This is a genomic window from Telluria sp. AIW5 (assembly GCF_056680575.1).
In genome coordinates, this window is the sequence record NZ_CM155289.1 from 5291903 (window position 1) to 5310470 (window position 18568).

Sequence of the window (18568 nt, forward strand, 5' to 3'; positions counted from 1 at the left end):
TGGAGCCCACCATGAACCGCAAACCACGCATTGCCATGCTGCTCGGCGACCCTGCCGGCATCGGCCCTGAACTGATCGCCTCGCTGCTGGCCGAACCCGCCACGACGCAGGCCGCCGACATCGTCCTGATCGCCGACCGCGCCGAATTCGCCGAGGGCATGCGCATCGCCGGCGTCGATGTCGCCGTCACCGAAGTCGATTCGCTCGACACCCTCGATTTTTCAAGCGGCAAGCCGCTGTTCTACGACTTCCGCGGCGCGACCGAGGGACCATTCGAGCGCGCGCTGTCCACCGTCAAGGGCGGCCGCTACTGCCTCGACACGCTCGCCGTCGCCCTCGACCAGACCCAGTCCGGCGCCACGGACGCGATCCTGTTCGGCCCCCTGAACAAGAGTTCGATGCACATGGCCGGCATGGACCACAACGACGAGCTGCACTGGTTCGCCGAGCGCCTCGGTTTTACGGGGCCCTTCTGCGAATTCAATGTGCTGGACGGCCTGTGGACCTCGCGCGTCACCTCGCACGTGGCACTCAGCGAAGTGCCGCAGATGATCACCCATGACCGCGTGGTCGACGCGATCCGCCTGATCGACACCGAGCTGAAACGCAGCGGCGTCGCCCGTCCGCGCATCGCGGTGTGCGGCCTGAACCCGCACAACGGCGACAACGGTTCTTTCGGGCGCGAAGAGATCGACGTGATCGCGCCGGCGGTGACCAGTGCGGGCGCCCTGGGCATGGATGTCGAAGGCCCCTTCCCGGCCGATACGATCTTCCTCAAGGTGCAGGGAGAACAGCGCGCCTACGACGCCATCGTCACGATGTACCACGACCAGGGCCAGATCGCATTGAAACTGATGGGCTTCTGGCGCGGTGTCACGGTCCAGGGCGGCCTGCCGATCCCGATCGCCACCCCGGCGCACGGCACCGCCTTCGACATCAGCGGCCAGGGCAAGGCCAATCCCGGCGCCACGCGCCAGGCCTTCGAGCTGGCCTGCAGGATGGGCCGCGCACAACAAGCGAAAAACACATAACACCGAACGCCCAGACAAGGAGCACACAATGAAAATCACGAAAGTCCGTACCCGCGTATTCGAATGGAAGGGCAAGGTCGTCCCGCCGCAAGCGCACTTCTGCACCAATGCCAGCGACATCCTGTTCGAGCGCGGCGACGCCATGGGCTCGTTCCGCTTCCACGGCTGGCTGGTGATCGAAATCGAAACCGACACCGGCCTGGTCGGCATCGGCAACTGCGCGCTGGCGCCGCGCGTGGCCAAGCAGATCATCGACCAGTACCTCGGTCCCATCGTGATGGGCGAAGACCCGTTCGACAACGAATACCTGTGGCAGAAAATGTACCGCCGCACCATGGCCTGGGGCCGCAAGGGCATCGGCATGGCGGCCATTTCCGCGGTCGACATCGCGCTCTGGGATTTGATGGGCAAGGCGGTCAAGCGCCCCGTCTTCAAGCTGCTGGGCGGGCGCACCAAGGAGCAAATCCCGTGCTACGCCTCCAAGCTGTACGCCAACGACGACCTCGACGCCTTCCTGGCCGAAGCGAAGACCTATATCGACCAGGGCTTCACCAGCGTCAAGATGCGCTTCGGCTACGGTCCGAAAGACGGCCCGGAAGGCATGCGCAAGAACATCGCGCAAGTGCGCGCGCTGCGTGAATTCGTCGGCGATGGCGTCGACATCATGCTCGAGTGCTACATGGGCTGGACCCTGGAATACGCGCGCCGCATGATCCCGCGCCTGGCCGAATTCAATCCGCGCTGGCTGGAAGAACCCGTGATCGCCGACGATATCGAAGGCTATGCGGAACTCAAGAAAATGAGCCCCTTCCCGATTTCGGGCGGCGAGCACGAATTCACCAGCTACGGCTTCAAGGACCTGCTCGAGCGCCGTGCGGTCGACGTGATCCAGTACGACACCAACCGGGTCGGCGGCATCACGGCGGCGCAGAAGATCAACGCCATGGCCGAAGCCTGGAGCGTGCCGGTCATCCCGCATGCCGGCCAGATGCACAACTACCACCTGACGATGGCCTCGACCGCCAGCCCGATGTCGGAGTTCTTCCCGGTGTCCGAGGTCGAAGTCGGCAACGAGCTGTTCTACTACATTTTCAAGGGCGAGCCGATGCCGGAGCGCGGCTTCCTCCAGCTCGACGACAAGCTGCCGGGCCTGGGGCTGTCGATCTCGGATGAATACCTGAACGACTTCAACATCATCGAATAGGAAGCATCGTGCGCCTGATCCAATTTGAAACCGTCCAGGGCGAGCGCCGCGTCGGCATCGTCGAAGGCGCACTGGTGCGCGCCCTCGCGGCCCCAGGCAGCATGCGCGAACTGGCGCAGCTGGCGATCGCCAGCGGCCGCACGCTCGAGCAGCAGGCGGCAGAGGCCGCGGCCGGCGGCGAACAGTTCGATTACAACGAACTGCTGGCCGGCCTGCGCGTCCTGAACCCGGTGGACCATGCGGATCCGGCGCACATGACGATCAGCGGCACCGGCCTGACCCACTTCGGCGGCGCGGCCAGCCGCGACCAGGTGCAGCGCAAGACCCAGGAAGAAGAAACGCACATGAGTGATTCGATGCGTGTCTTCAAATGGGGCCTCGAGGGCGGGCGCCCGAAGGCGGGCCGGCCGGGGGTGCAGCCGGAGTGGTTCTACAAGGGCGACGGTACGATCGTGGTGCGTCCCGGCGCGCCGCTGCCGGCGCCCTCCTTCGGCGACGACGCCGGAGAAGAAGCGGAAATCGTCGGCATCTACCTGGTCGGGCTTGATGCCAGGCCCTACCGCCTCGGCTTCGCCCTCGGCAACGAGTTCTGCGACCACGTCATGGAGCGCAAGAACTACCACTACATCGCCCATTCGAAGATGCGCCATTGCTCCTTCGGGCCCGAGCTGCGCACCGGGGCGCTGCCCGAGAACCTGTCGGGCATGAGCCGGATCCGGCGCGGCGGACGCGTGATCTGGGAAAAGGAATTCCTGAGCGGCGAAGCGAATATGTGCCACAGCATCGACAACCTGGAATACCACCATTTCAAATACAGCCAGTTCCTGCGGCCCGGCGACATCCATGTCCATTTCTTCGGCTCGGCGACCCTGTCGTTCGCCGATGGCGTGCAAACCCGGGCGGGCGACGAATTCGAGATCGATGCCTTCGAGTTCGGCATGCCCCTCATAAATACCGTGGGCCAGGCAGCGCCCGACGCACCGCTGCGCGGCGTGCTGCCACTGTAAATTTTTCTACTCTCAGGAGACCAGCTTGAACCAATCGTCCGTTTCGTCCGCCTACCGCGGCGTGTTTCCGGTCGCTCCGACCATCTTCACCGCCAGCGGTGAACTCGACCTCGACGGCCAGCGCCGCTGCCTCGATTTCATGATCGACGCGGGTTCCGACGGCATCTGCCTGCTCGCCAATTTCTCCGAGCAGTTCGTCCTCAGCGACGAAGAGCGCACAACCCTGATGCATACGGCGCTCGAGCACATCGCCGGCCGCGTGCCGGTCATCGTCACCACCACCCATTTCAGCTCGCGCCTGTGCGCCGAGCGCAGCCGCGCCGCGCAGGACGCCGGCGCCGCGATGGTGATGGTCATGCCGCCCTACCACGGCGCCACCTTCCGCGTGGCCGAAAGCGGGATCTACTCTTTCTACCAGACGCTGTCGGACGCCATCGACATCCCGATCATGATCCAGGATGCGCCGGTCGCCGGCACGCCCTTGAGCGCTCCGTTCCTGGCGCGCATGGCGAAGGAAATCGCCAACGTGTCCTATTTCAAGATCGAAGTGCCGCAGGCGGCCAATAAACTGCGCGAGCTGATTGCGCTCGGCGGCGACGCCATCGTCGGCCCCTGGGACGGCGAGGAAGCGATCACGCTGATGGCCGACCTCGAGGCCGGCGCGACCGGCGCCATGACCGGCGCCGGTTTCCCGGACGGGATCCGCAGCGTGATGGACGCCTGGGAGGCGGGCGACGCCGAGCTGGCCGCCGCCAACTACGAACGCTGGCTGCCCCTGATCAATATGGAAAACCGCCAGGGCGGCCTGGCCACCTGCAAGGTGCTCATGAAAGAAGGCGGCGTGATCGCCTGCGACGCCGTGCGCCATCCGCTGCCGCAGATGCACCCAAGTACGCGCGAGAGCCTGCTCAGGGTGGCGCGCCGTGTCGATCCGCTGGTGCTGCGCTGGGCGAAATGATGAAAGACTCCGACATGGAAGTATCCGGACACCTGCTGCTCGGCAGCGCCGCAGTGCGCGGCCAGAACGGCAGCATCGAGGCCATCGATCCCGCCACGGGCGCCGTGCTGGCGCCCGCGTTCGGCGGCGCCACGGCCGCCGAACTGGAGCGCGCCTGCGCCCTGGCCTGGGCCGCCTTCGACGGCTACCGCGAGACGGCGCTGGAAGAGCGCGCCGCCTTCCTCGACACCATCGCCGACAACATCCTGGCCATCGGCGAGCCGCTGATCGCGCGCTGCATGATGGAGACCGGCCTGCCGCGCGCGCGCATCGAAGGCGAGCGCGGACGCACCGTCGGTCAGCTGCGCATGTTTGCCGGCGTCGTGCGCCAGGGCGACTTCCTCGAAGCACGCATCGATCCGGCCCAGCCCGGGCGCACACCCCTGCCGCGGGTCGACCTGCGCCTGCGGAATATTCCGCTGGGCCCGGTTGCCGTCTTCGGCGCCAGCAATTTCCCGCTTGCGTTTTCGGTCGCCGGCGGCGATACCGCCTCGGCGCTGGCAGCCGGCTGCCCGGTGATCGTCAAGGCGCACTCGGCCGATCCCGGCACCTCGGAACTGGTCGGCCGCGCAATCCAGAAGGCGGTGCAGCAGTGCGGGCTGCCGGAAGGAACGTTTTCCTTGCTCTTCGACAGCGGCCGGGCCATCGGCCAGGGATTGGTGGCGGACCACCGGATCAAGGCCGTGGGATTTACTGGATCGCGCACCGGCGGCACCGCGCTGATGACCATTGCGGCGGCGCGCCGCGAGCCGATCCCGGTGTACGCCGAGATGAGCAGCGTCAATCCGGTGCTGCTGTTCCCGCACGCCCTGTCCAATCGCGCCGAGGCGATCGGCAAGGGCTTCGCCGCTTCGCTCGTCATGGGCGCCGGCCAGTTCTGCACCAACCCCGGCCTGCTGCTGGCGGTCGAGGGGCCCGGCCTGGACAGTTTTGTGGCCGCAGCGCGCACCGCGCTCGAGGGCCAGGCGGCTGCGACCATGCTGACGCCCGGCATCCTGCAGGCCTATGAAGCCGGCGTCGCCGGCCTGGCCGGCCACGACGCGGTGCGTACCGAGGCGCGCGGCGGCACAGGCGCATTCGGCCAGGGACAGGCCGCCCTGTTCTCCACCACGGCCGCCGCTTTCATGGCCGATCCACGCTTGCAGGGCGAAGTATTCGGCGCCGCGTCGCTGCTGGTGCGCTGTCCGGACCTGGCGACGATGAACAGCATCGTCGAAGCACTGGAGGGGCAGCTGACGGCAGCGGTCCACATCGACGCAGCCGACCATGCCGCCGCGCGCACGGTCCTGCCTGCCCTGGAACGCCGGGCGGGCCGGATCCTCGTCAACGGTTTCGGTACAGGGGTCGAGGTGGGACACGCGATGGTACACGGCGGTCCGTACCCATCGACGGCCGACGGCCGCTCGACCTCGGTCGGCAGCCTTGCCATCTTCCGCTTCCTGCGGCCCGTCTGCTACCAGGACATGCCGGACGCTTTGCTGCCGGCAGCGCTGCAAGCTGCGAATCCGCTGGACTTGCTGCGCCGCGTCGACGGCAGGCTCGCGCTCGGGTGAGGCGAAGCCGGCTGCCGGCAATGACTGCCGGAACCGTTTACCCGGCGAGGCGATCCATGAAGTCCCCAAGCCGCCGGATCGCCTCCTGGAGATTCTCCGCGCTGGCGGCATACGACAGGCGCACGTACCGATCCGCGCCGCAGTGGCCAAAGTCCTTGCCAGGGGTGAGCGCGACGTGCACCTCCTCCAGTACGCGCTCGCAGAACTGCCAGGAACTCAGGCCCGTTCCGCTCACATCGAAGTAGACATAGAAAGCGCCGTCCGGCGGCACCGGCACCGGCAAGCCGATCCCCGCGAGACCGTTCAATACGAGCTCGCGGCGCCGCGCGAACTCGACCCGCAGCTCTTCGCAGACGGCCAGCGAGGCCGGCGTAAAGCAGGCCAAGGCCGCCTGCTGCGACAGGTTCGATGCACAAATGTAGTAGTTCTGCGCCAGGCGCTCCATGGTCGGCACCAGGGCTTCCGGCACCACGGTCCAGCCAAGGCGCCAGCCGGTCATGCCGAAATACTTGGAAAAACTGTTGATGACGATGGCGTCATCGTCCCAGACCAGCACCGTCTGCGGCGGCCGGCCGTCGGCGTCGCGGTCGCCCAGGTTCAGGTAGATCTCGTCGACGATGCGCCATGCGCCCTTCTCGCGTGCCCATTCGCAAATGGCGCGCAGCTCGTCGGGAGGAACCGAGGTGCCGGTCGGATTCGAGGGCGTCGCGATCATCAGCCCTTTCGTGTGCGGCGTCCAGTTGGCGCGCACGCTGGCGCTATCCAGCTGGAAGCGGCTCTCCGCATCGGTGCTGACGAGTTTGACCTGCGCGCCGAAGCTGCTGAGGAACTGGCGGTTGCATGGATACGAGGGGTCGCCGACAATCACTTCATCACCGGTATCGACCAGCGCCGCGGTGACCAGCAGCAGCGCCGCCGATGCGCCGGCGGTGACGATGATCCGGTTCGGGTCGAGCGTGACGCCGTGCTCGTGCAGGTAGAAGCCGGCGATCGCTTCGCGCAGGCCTGGGATGCCCAGCGCCGCGGTGTAGGGCAGCGAACCGGCGTCGACCGCCGTGCGCGCCGCTTCCAGCACGGCGGGCGGCGGGCCGAAATCGGGCTCTCCGAGGCTGAGCTTGATAACCTGGTGCCCTTGCGCTTCCAGGGCGGCGGCGCGTTTGCCGAACTCCATGGCGAAGAAGGGATCGACTGACTGGGCGCGTTGCGAAATTTTCATGGTGGGGTTTTCGATGGAAGACTGTGCGTGACGCATTTTATAGGTGCGACGCGGGTCTCGCAGGAGCACGCCCGGATTTGGGAAGCGTGCGCTTTTGTTCAGCTCCTGCCCGGCACGATGTCGACCCCGATCTGCTCCGCCAGCACCAGCAACTCCCCGTAAGCGCCCGGATCGGCCACCAGGCTGCGCGTCGATGCGGCGGGCTTCAGCACCCCGTCCGCGATGCGGTCGCCGAACAGCACCACCGCCCGCGCACTGTCGTCCTGGCGCGAGATCCAGTGCAGGCCCTGCACCTGCGGAAACGCCGCGTGGATCGCCACCGCCCACTGTCGGGTTACCGGATACTGGTCTTTTTCCGTATCGATGAGTTGCTTGCGTTCGACCCCGAGCTTGCGCAGCGACCTGCTTCCAAGGTCGGCCAGCACCAGGTCCTGCGTGGCCGTGAACTGCGAATGTCCGTGGCCTTCGAGCTTGCCCTTGTCCCAAGCCTTGAAGCCGGCGGCGAAGGGGACGTCGTGGAACACGCTTTCCATGGCGGCGCAGGCGAAACTGGCGCCGGCCGGCCAGCTGGTGAGGGTGATATGCAAGATGGGTGGCGGCGGGATCGCGCGGCCGGCGATGGCAAATGAGGCAAGGGAGGCAAGGTCCGGCCCCTTAACCATGCAGTACGCCTTCGCGTTCGTCGGCGGCCGCGGCAAGAACCCGGTCAGGGTCGCTCGCCATCAGGTCGCGCGGCCGCTTGCCGCCGAGGAAACTGTTGGCCGACATGAACCAGTAGGACAGGCCCCAGCCGTCCTTGCTGTGGCCGAAGACGGCGAGGACTTGCGCCATGGCCTTGCGCGGCCGGTAGCCGGACTGTGGATCGAGGCCGTAGCTGGGAAAATAATCGATGCCGTTGTGGCGGATCGCGAAGATCGCGCCCTCGCGCTTCCATTTATTCGGCTGCGCGCTCGGGTTGCTGGCGCTGAAACCGGCGACGGAGGCGATCTCGGCGGCCGTCATCCAGTCGCCGCTGCCCAGCACTTCGGTGCGGGCGCGCGCCAGCATCGTCGCTTCCTTCAGTTCGTTCGGTGTCGGCGGCGCCTTCGGCACCAGCGCCCCGACGATCGCTTCGAGCGATTGCCGGTGGTGCTCGCCGACGATGTTTTTCACGAGGTCGGCAATGCTGGCAAAGGTTTCGGCAATCGCCGCCGCCTCGCGCGGCGTGGCATGGGCCAGGGCGACGGCGACAACCTGTTCGGCATCGACCTTGTGCAATTGGCGGCGCACTTCTTCGGGGTCCCCCGCCAGGGTCGAGATACCGTGTAGCTCGTGCTCGATCGCATGCATGGCAGCTCCTGTTGAGATTACATCGAAACGCTTGGATTCATCATAACCCATCTCATCTCCGCTTGCCAGCGCGTGCGCAAGGAAGGCGCGCAGGGAGTCACACTATGGGCAAGCTGGCAAGATAGCGGCATGGGAGCGACAGCGAGGACGCGCTGATTGCCGTGCAATGCAAGGTCTCTTCGCCAAAACGCCTGAAACACCCTAAAATAGGTTGATCTACGGAACCATTTATCACTTTCGGAAGCCAGCCTTTGGACACTCTTCTCTTCGCCGCACCGGGTTTGCTCGGTCCCACCCTGGTCGCCGGCCTGCTCGGCCTCCTGATCGGCAGTTTCCTGAACGTGGTGATTCACCGCATCCCGAAGATGATGCAGCGCGAGTCCGACAATTACGTGGCCCACGAAAGCGGCAAGGAATTGCCGCATACCGACCGCTACAACCTGATGGTGCCGCGCTCCGCCTGTCCGCATTGCGGGCACCAGATCACGGCGCTGGAAAACATCCCCGTCATCAGCTGGCTGGCACTGCGCGGCAAGTGCAGCAAGTGCAAGGCGCCGATCTCGGCACGCTATCCGGCGATCGAACTGCTGACCGGTGCCCTGTCCGCCCTGCTGGTCTGGACCTTCGGGTCCGGCGTGGCCGGCATGGCGACCCTGCTATTCGCCTGGCTGCTGATCGCGATGACCTTCATCGACGTCGACACCCAGCTGCTGCCGGACGATTTGACCTTCCCGCTGCTCTGGGCCGGCCTGCTGGTCAACCTGAACGGCACCTTCGTGCCGCTGCATGACGCCGTGATCGGCGCGGCGGCCGGCTACCTGGTGCTGTGGGCCGTCTACTGGCTGTTCAAGCTCGTGACCGGCAAGGAAGGCATGGGCTATGGCGACTTCAAGCTGCTCGCCGCCCTCGGCGCCTGGCTCGGCTGGGCGATGCTGCCGACGATCATCCTGCTGTCCTCGGTCGTGGGTGCGATTGTCGGCATCAGCCTGATCGTGTTCGCGCGCCGCGGACGCGACAAGCCGATCCCCTTCGGTCCCTACCTGGCCGCCGCCGGCATGATCGCCCTGCTGTATGGCGAGCAGATCGGCGGCATCTTCCGCGGCTTCATCGCTTAAGCCATGGACCCAGACCAGCCACACGCATTTTCCGTCGGCCTGACCGGCGGCATCGGCTGCGGCAAGACCACCGTGGCCGACATGTTCGGCGCGCTCGGCGCTTCGCTGGTCGACACCGACGCCATCGCCCACGCCCTCACCGCCCCGCATGGCGCCGCCATGCCGGCCTTGCTGGCCGAATTCGGAGAGGGCTTCGCCACGCCGGACGGCGCCCTTGACCGGGCGAAGATGCGCGAACTGGTGTTTACGGACAGCGGCGCCAGAACCCGCCTGGAAGCGATCCTGCATCCGCGCATCCGGGAAGCCACCGCCGCCGCTGCGGCGCTCGCCACGGGCCCGTATGTGATCTTCGTGGTGCCGCTGCTGATCGAATCGGGCACCTGGCGCGAGCGCGTGACGCGCATCCTTGCCGTCGATTGCAGCGAAGAGACGCAGGTGGCCCGCGTCATGGCGCGAAATAACTTATCCGAAGCGCAGGTCCGCGCCATCATGGCGGCGCAGGTGACGCGCGAACAGCGCCTGGCGGCGGCCGACGACGTCGTCCTGAACGAGGACGGCCTCGATGCACTGGCGCCCCAGGTCGCGCGCCTGCACGCGTTTTACATGGCCGAGGCGGCGCGGATTGCCGCTTCCTCCATGCAGGGTTTGTAATTTTGCTCCGCATGGTTCAGAATCACGAAGTTGCTCGCCAGCCCACATTCAGGGGAATGTTACTTTGATCGTCTACGAATATCCTTTCAACGAGCGCATACGCACGTTGTTGCGGCTGGAAGACCTGTACGAGAAATTCAAGTTCTTTGTACGCCAGGAGCACGCCATGCAGCACCACGTCGCGCTCTCGACGATTTTCGACATGCTGGAAGTGGCCGGCCGCGCCGACCTCAAATCCGACCTGCTGCAGGAACTCGAGCGCCAGAAGCAGAGCCTGCTGGCCTACCGCAGCAATCCGAACGTGGCCGCCGAGGCACTCGACGCCATCCTTGGCGAACTCGACCAGGTAAGCAGCGCGCTGGCGGCGACCCAGGGCAAGACCGGCCAGAACGTGCGCGACAACGAGTGGCTGATGAGCATCCGCGGCCGCACCATCATCCCCGGCGGCGCCTGCGAATTCGATTTGCCTTCCTATTACGCCTGGCAGAAGCGGCCGAGCGAGCAGCGCCATGCCGACATCATGGGCTGGTTCGGCCCGCTGGCCCCGCTGTTCGACGCCCTCGCCCTCGTGCTGCGCCTGCTGCGCGATTCCGGCCGTCCGACTAAAATGATCGCAACCGCCGGCAGCTACCAGCAAATGCTGCAAGGGAAGGTGTATCACATGCTGCGCCTGGGCCTGGACGAATCGCTCGGTGCGATTCCCGAGATCTCGGCCAACAAATACATGCTGTGGGTGCGCTTCACAACCCAGGGCGGCGATTTGAAGCCGAAATCGCTGGAAGAAGACGTGCCGTTCGAGCTGACGCTCTGTAATTTCTAAGGTTGATCGAGTACTGCCATGACCGTTGTAGCCTGCCCCACCTGCGCCAAAAAAGTCGAATGGACGCCTGAAAACAAGTTCCGGCCCTTCTGCTCCGAGCGCTGCAAACAGATCGACCTGGGCGCCTGGGCCGAAGAGAAGTACACCATCCCCGCCGCTGCGCCGAACGAGTCGCAGGAAAATCCGCTGGACGACGAAGGCAAGCACTGAACTCGCCGCGCCTCACGGGCGCGTGAACGCGCCGCAACCGATGATCTGACGTAGGGTGGGCACCCCGTGCCCACGCGGTTACGTACGCGTCCGTAGCCAGGAACGGCGAGGTCTCGCTCGCAAAGCCAGCAAGGAAACGTACCGGGCCCCGAGCATTGTTCGCGAGCGATGGTTCACCGCAGCGGGCGAAAGGAGACTCCCGTAACGCGTGGGCGCGGGGCGCCCACCCTACAAAAGCGCCCCGTCCACTATGCGTTACGCCGTGACGCTGATCCCGCCCGGCACCAGCACCGGCTTGTTGCGGCGGCCATAGCGGTCCATGAACAAGCCTTCCAGGCCGATTTCCGGCTGGCGTCCCGACACCATATCTGCCAGCACGCGTCCCGAGCCGCAGGCCATCGTCCAGCCGAGCGTGCCGTGACCGGTGTTCAGGAACAGGTTGCGGTACGGCGTCGGACCGACCACCGGCGTGCCGTCCGGCGTCATCGGACGCAGGCCGCACCAGAACTCGGCCTTCGACACATCGCCGCCCTGCGGGAACAGGTCGGTCACCGAGTGCTCGAGCGTGTCGCGGCGCGCCTGGCGCAGGCTCATGTCGAAGCCCGAGAGCTCGGCCGTGCCGCCGACGCGGATGCGGTCGCCAAGACGCGTGATCGCGACCTTGAAGGTCTCGTCCATCACCGTCGATTCCGGCGCACCGGCAGCGTCCGTGATCGGCACCGTGATCGAATAGCCCTTGACCGGATAGACCGGGATGTGGATGCCGATCTGTTTCAGCACGAAGGGCGAATAGCTGCCCAGCGCCAGCACGAAGGAATCGGCCTTCAGCTCGCCCTGCGAGGTGACCACGCCGGTGACCCTGTCGCCTTCGACCGACAAACGCTTGATCTCGATGCCATGGCGGAATTTCACGCCCAGTTCCTTGGCCATCTCGGCCAGCTTTTGCGTGAACTTGAAGCAGTCGCCGGTTTCGTCGTTCGGCAGCAGCAGGCCGCCGATGAATTTTCCGCGTACGTTCTTGAGGGCCGGCTCGTAGGCTTCGCAGCCGGCCGGATCGAGCACCTTGTACGGCACGCCGTACTGCTGCAGCACGGCGATGTCGGTCGCGGCGCCATCGAGCTGCTTCTGGTTGCGGAACAGCTGCAGGGTGCCCTGGCTGCGTTCGTCGTAGCTGATGCCGGTATCGGCGCGCAGCTGGACCAGCACGTCGCGGCTGTACTCGGCCAGGCGCACCATGCGGCCCTTGTTGATGGCGTAGCTCTTGTGATTGCAGTTGGCCAGCATCGAGAGCATCCAGCGCCACTGGGCCGGGTCGAGCTGCGGCCGCACGACCAGGGGACTGTGCTGCATCATCAGCCATTTGACGGCTTTCGCCGGCACGCCGGGGCCGGCCCACGGGGACGCATAGCCAGGCGAAATTTCGCCGGCGTTGCCATAACTCGTTTCCATGCCGGCGGCCGGCTGGCGGTCGATGACGGTGACGTCGTGCCCGGCCTGGGCCAGGTAATACGCCGTGGTGGTGCCGATGACACCACTACCCAAGACGATGATTTTCACAGGAGTCCTTCAACAGATTGGTTGACTGCTTTTTACCCGGCATAGCGCAGCTGATCGAGCCACGCGAGCAGGGGGATGGTGGCGGGCAGCAGCGGGGTGAGGCCGACTGTCCCTTGCCACGCAAAGGCCTGGCCTTCCAGGCTTTGCGCTTCGCCGCGCCAGTCGCGGCTGATATAAAAATGGAGCCGCACATGGGCGTGCTCGTAGACGTGTTCGACGCAGCACCACGCGTCGGCGCTGACGATGCCGATACCCAGTTCCTCGACGAATTCGCGCTGCAGGGCGGTGAAGATGTCTTCGCCCGCCTCGACTTTACCGCCGGGGAATTCCCAGTAGCCCGCGTAGGGTTTGCCGGCCGGGCGCTGGCCGAGCAGCACGTCGCCGTTCGGGCGCATCAAGATGCCGACCGCCACATCGATCGGCCGGGCTGTCGTCTGCTGCATTGCTGGTCCGTCCGGAAAAATCCAGTATTGTACGCCAGGCTGATGCTTAAAGCATGGGCAGCGTGACAGTGGACGCTACAAAAAGAAGGGGTGGAATAACCTGGATTAATGGGCGAGATTAGCCGGGGTTCGTAGGGTGGACTCCCGAGTCCACGCGGTACGCACGGCAGTGATGTCGAAACGCCAAGCGCAGAAGGCGCGGCTTACGGTAACTGCTCGATAAATCGGGCGCTGCACCGCGTGGACTCAAGAGTCCACCCTACGATTCATTGGTGATCGGATTCCGTGGCGAGCTTGCCGGCGTAATCTTTGGCGAATTGCCACGCCACGCGTCCCGAACGCGAGCCCCGCCCCAGCGCCCATTGCAGCGCCTCGCCGCGCGCGGACTCGGTCTGCTGCGGTGTGCAGCCAAAACTGCTTAACCAGTGCGCCACGATCGCCAGGTAATCCTCCTGCCGGAACGGATAAAACGACAGCCACAATCCAAACCGCTCCGACAGCGAAATCTTCTCTTCCACCGCCTCGCCCGGATGCAGCTCGCCATCGTCGCTGTGCTTGTAGCCGGTGTTGTCCGACATTTTCTCGGGCATCAGGTGGCGGCGGTTGGACGTGGCGTAGATCAGCACGTTGTCCGACTGGGTCGCGATGCTGCCGTCCAGCGCCACCTTCAGCGCCTTGTAGCCGGCCTCCCCTTCCTCGAACGAGAGGTCGTCGCAAAAGATGACGAAGCGCTCGGGCCGCGCCGCGACCAGGTCGACGATGTCGGGCAAATCGGCGAGGTCCGCCTTGTCGACCTCGATCAGGCGCAGGCCCTGGCTTGCGTAGCCGTTCAGGCAAGCCTTGATCAGGGACGATTTACCGGTGCCGCGCGCGCCCGTCAGCAGCACGTTGTTGGCCGGCCGGCGCGCCACGAACTGGCGCGTGTTCTGCTCGATCAGCCGCTTCTGGGCGTCGACGTGCCGCAAGTCGTCAAAGGAGATGGTGGACGCGTGCAGCACCGGCTGCAGCCAGTTGCCGCCGCCGGCCGGGCGGCGGCGCCAGCGGAAGGCGAAGGCGTGCCGGAAGTCAGGTTCGCGCGCCGCCGGCGGCGGCAGGATGGCTTCGACCCGCGCCAACAAACCTTCGGCGCGGTGCAGGAACTGTTCCAGTGGATTCATTACGAGCGGTAGTCGGCGTTGATGCTGACGTAGTCGTGCGACAGGTCGCAGGTCCAGACGGTGGCGCTGGCATCGCCGCGCGCCAGCGTCACGCGGACCAGGATTTCCGCCTGCTTCATCACGCGCTGGCCATCCGCTTCCTGGTAGTCCGGATTGCGTCCGCCCGCTTTTGCGACCCAGACGTCGTCCAGGTACAAATCGAGCTTCGTCACGTCGAGGTCGTCGACGCCGGCATAACCGACGGCGGCCAGGATGCGGCCCAGGTTCGGGTCCGAGGCAAAGAAGGCGGTTTTGACGAGCGGCGAGTGGGCGATCGCGTAGGCGATCTTGCGGCACTCTTCCAGCGAACGGCCCTGCTCCACCGTGATCGTGATGAACTTGGTCGCGCCCTCGCCGTCGCGGATGATCTGCTGCGCCAGGTTGCGCGAGATGTCCGTCACGGCTTCCTTCAGCGCTTCGTAGTCGGCGCCGCTCGCTTCGTTCACGACCAGGCTGCCGGCGCCGGTGGCGATCAGCATGAAGGAATCGTTGGTCGAGGTGTCGCCGTCGATGGTGATGCTGTTGAACGAGCGGCCGGCCGCAAACTTCACCAGTTCGTCCAGTACCGGCTGCGCCACTTTCGCATCGAAGGCCAGGTAGCCGAGCATGGTCGCCATGTTCGGCTTGATCATGCCGGCGCCCTTGCTGATGCCGGTCATGGTGACGGTGTGGCCGCCGATGGTCACCGTCCGCGAGGCCGCTTTCGGCTGGGTGTCGGTGGTCATGATCGCTTCGGCCGCATTGAACCAGTTGTCAGCGGTGAGGTTCGCCACGGCGGCAGGCAGGCCGGCGACGATCTTCGCCACCGGCAGCGGTTCCAGGATCACGCCGGTCGAAAACGGCAGCACCTGCTGCGCGTCGCAGCCGAGCAGCTTCGCCACTTCGGCGCAAGTCGCCTGGGCGTTCGCCAGGCCCGGTTCGCCCGTGCCCGCGTTCGCATTGCCGGTGTTGACCACCAGTGCGCGGATCGGCTTGCCGCCATTCTGCACCGCCGCCAGGTTCGCCTTGCTGACCTGGACCGGCGCCGCGCAGAAGCGGTTCAGCGTGAACACGCCGGCGACGGTCGCACCATCGGCCAGGCGCATGACGAGCAAGTCCTTGCGGTTGGGCTTCTTGATGCCGGCTTGGGCGAAGCCGATGTCGATGCCGGCAACCGGTTTCAGGTCGGCGGCGACAGGCAGGGGGGAATTCACGGCCATGGTGGTCTCATTGGAAAGATTTCGAATCCGATATTGTACTGCGCACGCGGGTAGGGTGGGCGCCCCGTGCCCACGCGTGAAGCCGGCACCATGTTGGCCCCGTCTTTTTCAAAACGGGGTCAACACAATGCAAGGTTTACGCGTGGGCACAGGGTCCTACGCGGCCCGGCCCACCCTACTTTCCGGCGAAAAAAAGGCGCCCCGCGGGGGCGCCTCTTCGCGCTACGTCAACCGGCTTACGCCAGCTTGCCGTGGCACTGCTTGAACTTCTTGCCGCTGCCGCAAGGGCATGGATCGTTGCGTCCGACCTTCACACCCATATAGGTGCTGTGGTCTTCCGACGCCAGCGGCGTCGTGCCCGGGTTGGCGACCGGCGCCAGCAGCTCTTCCGGTGCGGCCGACGGGTTAAAGTCGGCGTGCTGGTAGTTGATGTTTTCCAGGTGCGCCTGCTGGGCCGCCATGGCCGCTTCCGCCGCCTCGACTTCTTCGCGCGACTGGATGCGGACCGTCATCACGGTGCGGATGACTTCGTTCTTGATCTGGTCCAGCATGCTGCCGAACAGCTCGAAGGCTTCGCGCTTGTATTCCTGCTTCGGGTTCTTCTGCGCATAGCCGCGCAGGTGGATACCCTGGCGCAGGTGGTCGAGCGCCGACAAGTGTTCGCGCCAGTGCGTGTCGACGCTTTGCAGCATGACGTTGCGCTCGAAGCCGCCGAAGGATTCCTTGCCGACGATGTCGATCTTGGCGTTGTACGAAGCGTCGGCCGCGGCCAGCACCTTTTCCAGGATGTCGTCGTCGTTCAGGTTCGGCTCGTCGACCAGCATCTGCTCGAGCGGCACGTCCAGCGCCCATTCGCTTGCCAGCACCGATTGCAGCGACTTGATGTCCCACTGCTCTTCGACCGATTCGGCCGGCACGTGGGTACGCACCACGTCGGTGAAGGTACCCGTGCGCAGCGAGGCGATCAGCTCCGAAATGTCGGCCGCTTCCAGCAGTTCGTTACGCTGGGTGTAGATCACCTTGCGCTGGTCGTTGGCGACGTCGTCGTATTCGAGCAGCTGCTTGCGGATGTCGAAGTTGCGGGCCTCGACCTTGCGCTGGGCGGTCTCGATCGAACGGCTGACGATGCCCGCCTCGATCGGCTCGCCTTCCGGCATTTTCAGGCGTTCCATGATGGCGCGTACGCGGTCGCCCGCGAAGATGCGCAGCAGCGTGTCGTCGAGGCACAGGTAGAAGCGCGAAGAGCCCGGGTCGCCCTGGCGGCCCGAACGGCCGCGCAGCTGGTTGTCGACGCGGCGCGACTCGTGGCGCTCGGTACCGACGATGTGCAGGCCGCCGGCCGCGACCACGTGGTCATGCAGCGACTGCCATTCGTCGCGCAGCTGCGCCGACTGCGCCGCTTTTTCCGCTTCCGACAGCTCGTTGTTCGCTTCGATGATCTGGATCTGCTTCTCGACATTGCCGCCGAGGACGATGTCGGTACCGCGGCCCGCCATGTTGGTGGCGATCGTGATCATCTTCGGACGGCCCGCCTGGGCGATGATTTCCGCTTCACGGGCGTGCTGCTTGGCGTTCAGGACGTTGTGCGGCAGGTTCGCGCCGGTCAGGATACCCGACAGCATTTCCGAGTTCTCGATCGAGGTCGTGCCGACGAGCACCGGCTGGCCGCGCTCGTAGCAATCCTGGATGTCCATCAGCATCGCGTTGTACTTTTCCTGCGCCGACTTGTACACCTGGTCCTGGCGGTCCTTGCGCTGCGACGGACGGTTCGGCGGGATGACGACGGTCTCGAGACCGTAGATTTCCTGGAACTCGTAAGCTTCGGTGTCGGCCGTACCGGTCATGCCGGACAGCTTGGTGTACATGCGGAAGTAGTTCTGGAAGGTGATCGAGGCCAGGGTCTGGTTCTCGTTCTGGATGCGCACGCCTTCCTTCGCCTCCACTGCCTGGTGCAGGCCGTCGGACCAGCGGCGGCCCGTCATCAGGCGGCCGGTGAATTCGTCGACGATCACGACTTCATTGTTCTGCACCACGTAATGCGTGTCCTTGCTGTACAGGACGTGCGCGCGCAGCGCCGCATACAGGTGGTGGATCAGCGTGATGTTGGCCGCGTCGTAGAGCGAAGCGCCTTCCGGCAGCAGGCCCATTTTCGTGAGGATGCCTTCGGCCTTTTCGTGGCCGGCTTCGGTCAGGAGCACGGTGTGCGCCTTCTCGTCCTTCGTGTAGTCGCCCGGGACTTCGATCTCGCCCTTGCCGTCCGGGGTTTCTTCGCCGATCTGCAGGGTCAGCTGCGGCGGCACTTCATTCATGCGGTGGTACAGGTCGGTATGGTTCTCGGCCTGGCCGGAAATGATCAGCGGTGTACGCGCTTCGTCGATCAGGATCGAGTCGACCTCGTCGACCACGGCGAAGTTCAGGGTGCGCTGCACGCGTTCGCGCGCTTCGTACACCATGTTGTCGCGCAGGTAGTCGAAACCGAATTCGTTGTTCGTACCGTAGGTGATGTCGGACGCGTAGGCGATCTGCTTGCTGTCGTGGTCCATCTGCGACAGGTTCACGCCCGTCGTCAGGCCGAGCCAGCCGTACAGGCGGCCCATCGAATCGGCGTCGCGCTGGGCCAGGTAATCGTTGACGGTAATGACGTGCACGCCCTTGCCGGACAAGCCGTTCAGGTAGACCGGCAGCGTTGCCATCAGGGTCTTGCCCTCGCCCGTGCCCATCTCGGCGATCTTGCCTTCGTGCAGGACCATGCCGCCGATCATCTGGACGTCGAAGTGGCGCATCTTGAGGACGCGCTTCGCGGCTTCGCGGCAGACGGCAAAGGCTTCCGGCAGGATGGCGTCGAGCGTCTCGCCCTTGGCGATACGCGCTTTGAATTCGGGGGTCTTTGCCTGGAGGTCGGCGTCGGACAGCGCTTCCATCTGCGGCTCGAGCGCGTTGATCTGACGCACGGTTTTTTGATATTGCTTGAGCAGCCGCTGGTTGCGGCTACCGAAAATCTGGGTCAGTAATGACATGCTAAGTTTCTTAAAAAGACGCC

17 protein-coding genes are annotated in these 18568 nt (G+C 65.3%); 9 read left to right on the forward strand and 8 right to left on the reverse strand.

Annotated features, from left to right (window positions below):
* Nucleotides 1–11: 11 nt before the first annotated feature.
* From AC1MEM_RS23250 to AC1MEM_RS23270, 5 genes are read left to right on the forward strand one after another with little or no spacing between them, the layout of a single operon-like run.
* The gene (locus tag AC1MEM_RS23250) at nucleotides 12–1031 is read left to right on the forward strand and encodes a 4-hydroxythreonine-4-phosphate dehydrogenase PdxA (protein ID WP_499474454.1); all 1020 of its coding nucleotides are present in this window, start codon (nucleotides 12–14) and stop codon (nucleotides 1029–1031) included.
* 28 nt (nucleotides 1032–1059) lie between these two features.
* On the forward strand, nucleotides 1060–2235 hold the full coding sequence (locus AC1MEM_RS23255; protein ID WP_499474455.1) for an L-rhamnonate dehydratase: 1176 nt from the start codon (nucleotides 1060–1062) through the stop codon (nucleotides 2233–2235).
* 8 nt (nucleotides 2236–2243) lie between these two features.
* A complete protein-coding gene (gene araD1 / locus AC1MEM_RS23260; protein WP_499474456.1) occupies nucleotides 2244–3242 on the forward strand; it encodes an AraD1 family protein in 999 nt (332 codons plus the stop codon).
* 25 nt (nucleotides 3243–3267) lie between these two features.
* Nucleotides 3268–4200 carry a dihydrodipicolinate synthase family protein gene (locus AC1MEM_RS23265; protein WP_499474457.1) on the forward strand — a complete coding sequence of 311 codons (933 nt, stop codon included), beginning with the start codon at nucleotides 3268–3270 and terminating at the stop codon, nucleotides 4198–4200.
* 14 nt (nucleotides 4201–4214) lie between these two features.
* Entirely contained in the window at nucleotides 4215–5792 is a 1578-nt protein-coding gene (locus AC1MEM_RS23270) for an aldehyde dehydrogenase (NADP(+)) (RefSeq protein WP_499474458.1), read from the forward strand.
* 37 nt (nucleotides 5793–5829) lie between these two features.
* Here the strand turns inward: AC1MEM_RS23270 and AC1MEM_RS23275 are convergent, their stop codons facing one another.
* The 3 genes from AC1MEM_RS23275 to AC1MEM_RS23285 form a co-directional block, all read right to left on the reverse strand.
* Nucleotides 5830–7008: a pyridoxal phosphate-dependent aminotransferase gene (locus AC1MEM_RS23275; protein WP_499474459.1), complete on the reverse strand. Its 1179-nt coding sequence runs from the start codon at nucleotides 7006–7008 to the stop codon at nucleotides 5830–5832.
* Nucleotides 7009–7106: 98 nt separating this feature from the next.
* Nucleotides 7107–7595, reverse strand: a complete 489-nt coding sequence (locus tag AC1MEM_RS23280) for an RES family NAD+ phosphorylase (RefSeq protein WP_499474460.1) — start codon at nucleotides 7593–7595, stop codon at nucleotides 7107–7109.
* A 67-nt stretch (nucleotides 7596–7662) separates the two neighbouring features.
* Nucleotides 7663–8337 (reverse strand): hypothetical protein, encoded by a 675-nt coding sequence (locus AC1MEM_RS23285; protein ID WP_499474461.1) that lies wholly within the window; start codon nucleotides 8335–8337, stop codon nucleotides 7663–7665.
* Nucleotides 8338–8588: 251 nt separating this feature from the next.
* Here AC1MEM_RS23285 and AC1MEM_RS23290 point away from each other — a divergent pair, with 251 nt between their 5' ends.
* The 4 genes from AC1MEM_RS23290 (at nucleotide 8589) to AC1MEM_RS23305 (ending at nucleotide 11133) form a co-directional block, all read left to right on the forward strand.
* The gene (locus AC1MEM_RS23290) at nucleotides 8589–9452 is read left to right on the forward strand and encodes a prepilin peptidase (protein WP_499474462.1); all 864 of its coding nucleotides are present in this window, start codon (nucleotides 8589–8591) and stop codon (nucleotides 9450–9452) included.
* Between the two features lie 3 nt (nucleotides 9453–9455).
* Entirely contained in the window at nucleotides 9456–10103 is a 648-nt protein-coding gene (coaE, locus tag AC1MEM_RS23295) for a dephospho-CoA kinase (RefSeq protein ID WP_499474463.1), read from the forward strand.
* Between the two features lie 64 nt (nucleotides 10104–10167).
* On the forward strand, nucleotides 10168–10923 hold the full coding sequence (gene zapD / locus AC1MEM_RS23300) for a cell division protein ZapD (RefSeq protein ID WP_499474464.1): 756 nt from the start codon (nucleotides 10168–10170) through the stop codon (nucleotides 10921–10923).
* 18 nt (nucleotides 10924–10941) lie between these two features.
* Complete coding sequence (locus AC1MEM_RS23305; protein WP_499474465.1) at nucleotides 10942–11133, forward strand: DNA gyrase inhibitor YacG; 192 nt, start codon at nucleotides 10942–10944, stop codon at nucleotides 11131–11133.
* Between the two features lie 255 nt (nucleotides 11134–11388).
* Here the strand turns inward: AC1MEM_RS23305 and AC1MEM_RS23310 are convergent, their stop codons facing one another.
* From AC1MEM_RS23310 to secA, 5 genes are all read right to left on the reverse strand, one after another.
* Nucleotides 11389–12690, reverse strand: coding sequence for a D-amino acid dehydrogenase (locus AC1MEM_RS23310; RefSeq protein WP_499474466.1), 1302 nt, complete (start codon nucleotides 12688–12690; stop codon nucleotides 11389–11391).
* A 32-nt stretch (nucleotides 12691–12722) separates the two neighbouring features.
* Entirely contained in the window at nucleotides 12723–13133 is a 411-nt protein-coding gene (locus AC1MEM_RS23315) for an NUDIX domain-containing protein (RefSeq protein ID WP_499474467.1), read from the reverse strand.
* A gap of 266 nt (nucleotides 13134–13399) precedes the next feature.
* Entirely contained in the window at nucleotides 13400–14290 is an 891-nt protein-coding gene (locus AC1MEM_RS23320) for an ATP-binding protein (RefSeq protein WP_499474468.1), read from the reverse strand.
* Entirely contained in the window at nucleotides 14290–15528 is a 1239-nt protein-coding gene (argJ, locus tag AC1MEM_RS23325; protein ID WP_499474469.1) for a bifunctional glutamate N-acetyltransferase/amino-acid acetyltransferase ArgJ, read from the reverse strand. The genes AC1MEM_RS23320 and argJ overlap by 1 nt, the downstream gene beginning before the upstream one ends.
* A 236-nt stretch (nucleotides 15529–15764) precedes the next feature.
* Nucleotides 15765–18545 carry a preprotein translocase subunit SecA gene (secA, locus tag AC1MEM_RS23330; RefSeq protein WP_499474470.1) on the reverse strand — a complete coding sequence of 927 codons (2781 nt, stop codon included), beginning with the start codon at nucleotides 18543–18545 and terminating at the stop codon, nucleotides 15765–15767.
* Nucleotides 18546–18568: the final 23 nt, after the last annotated feature.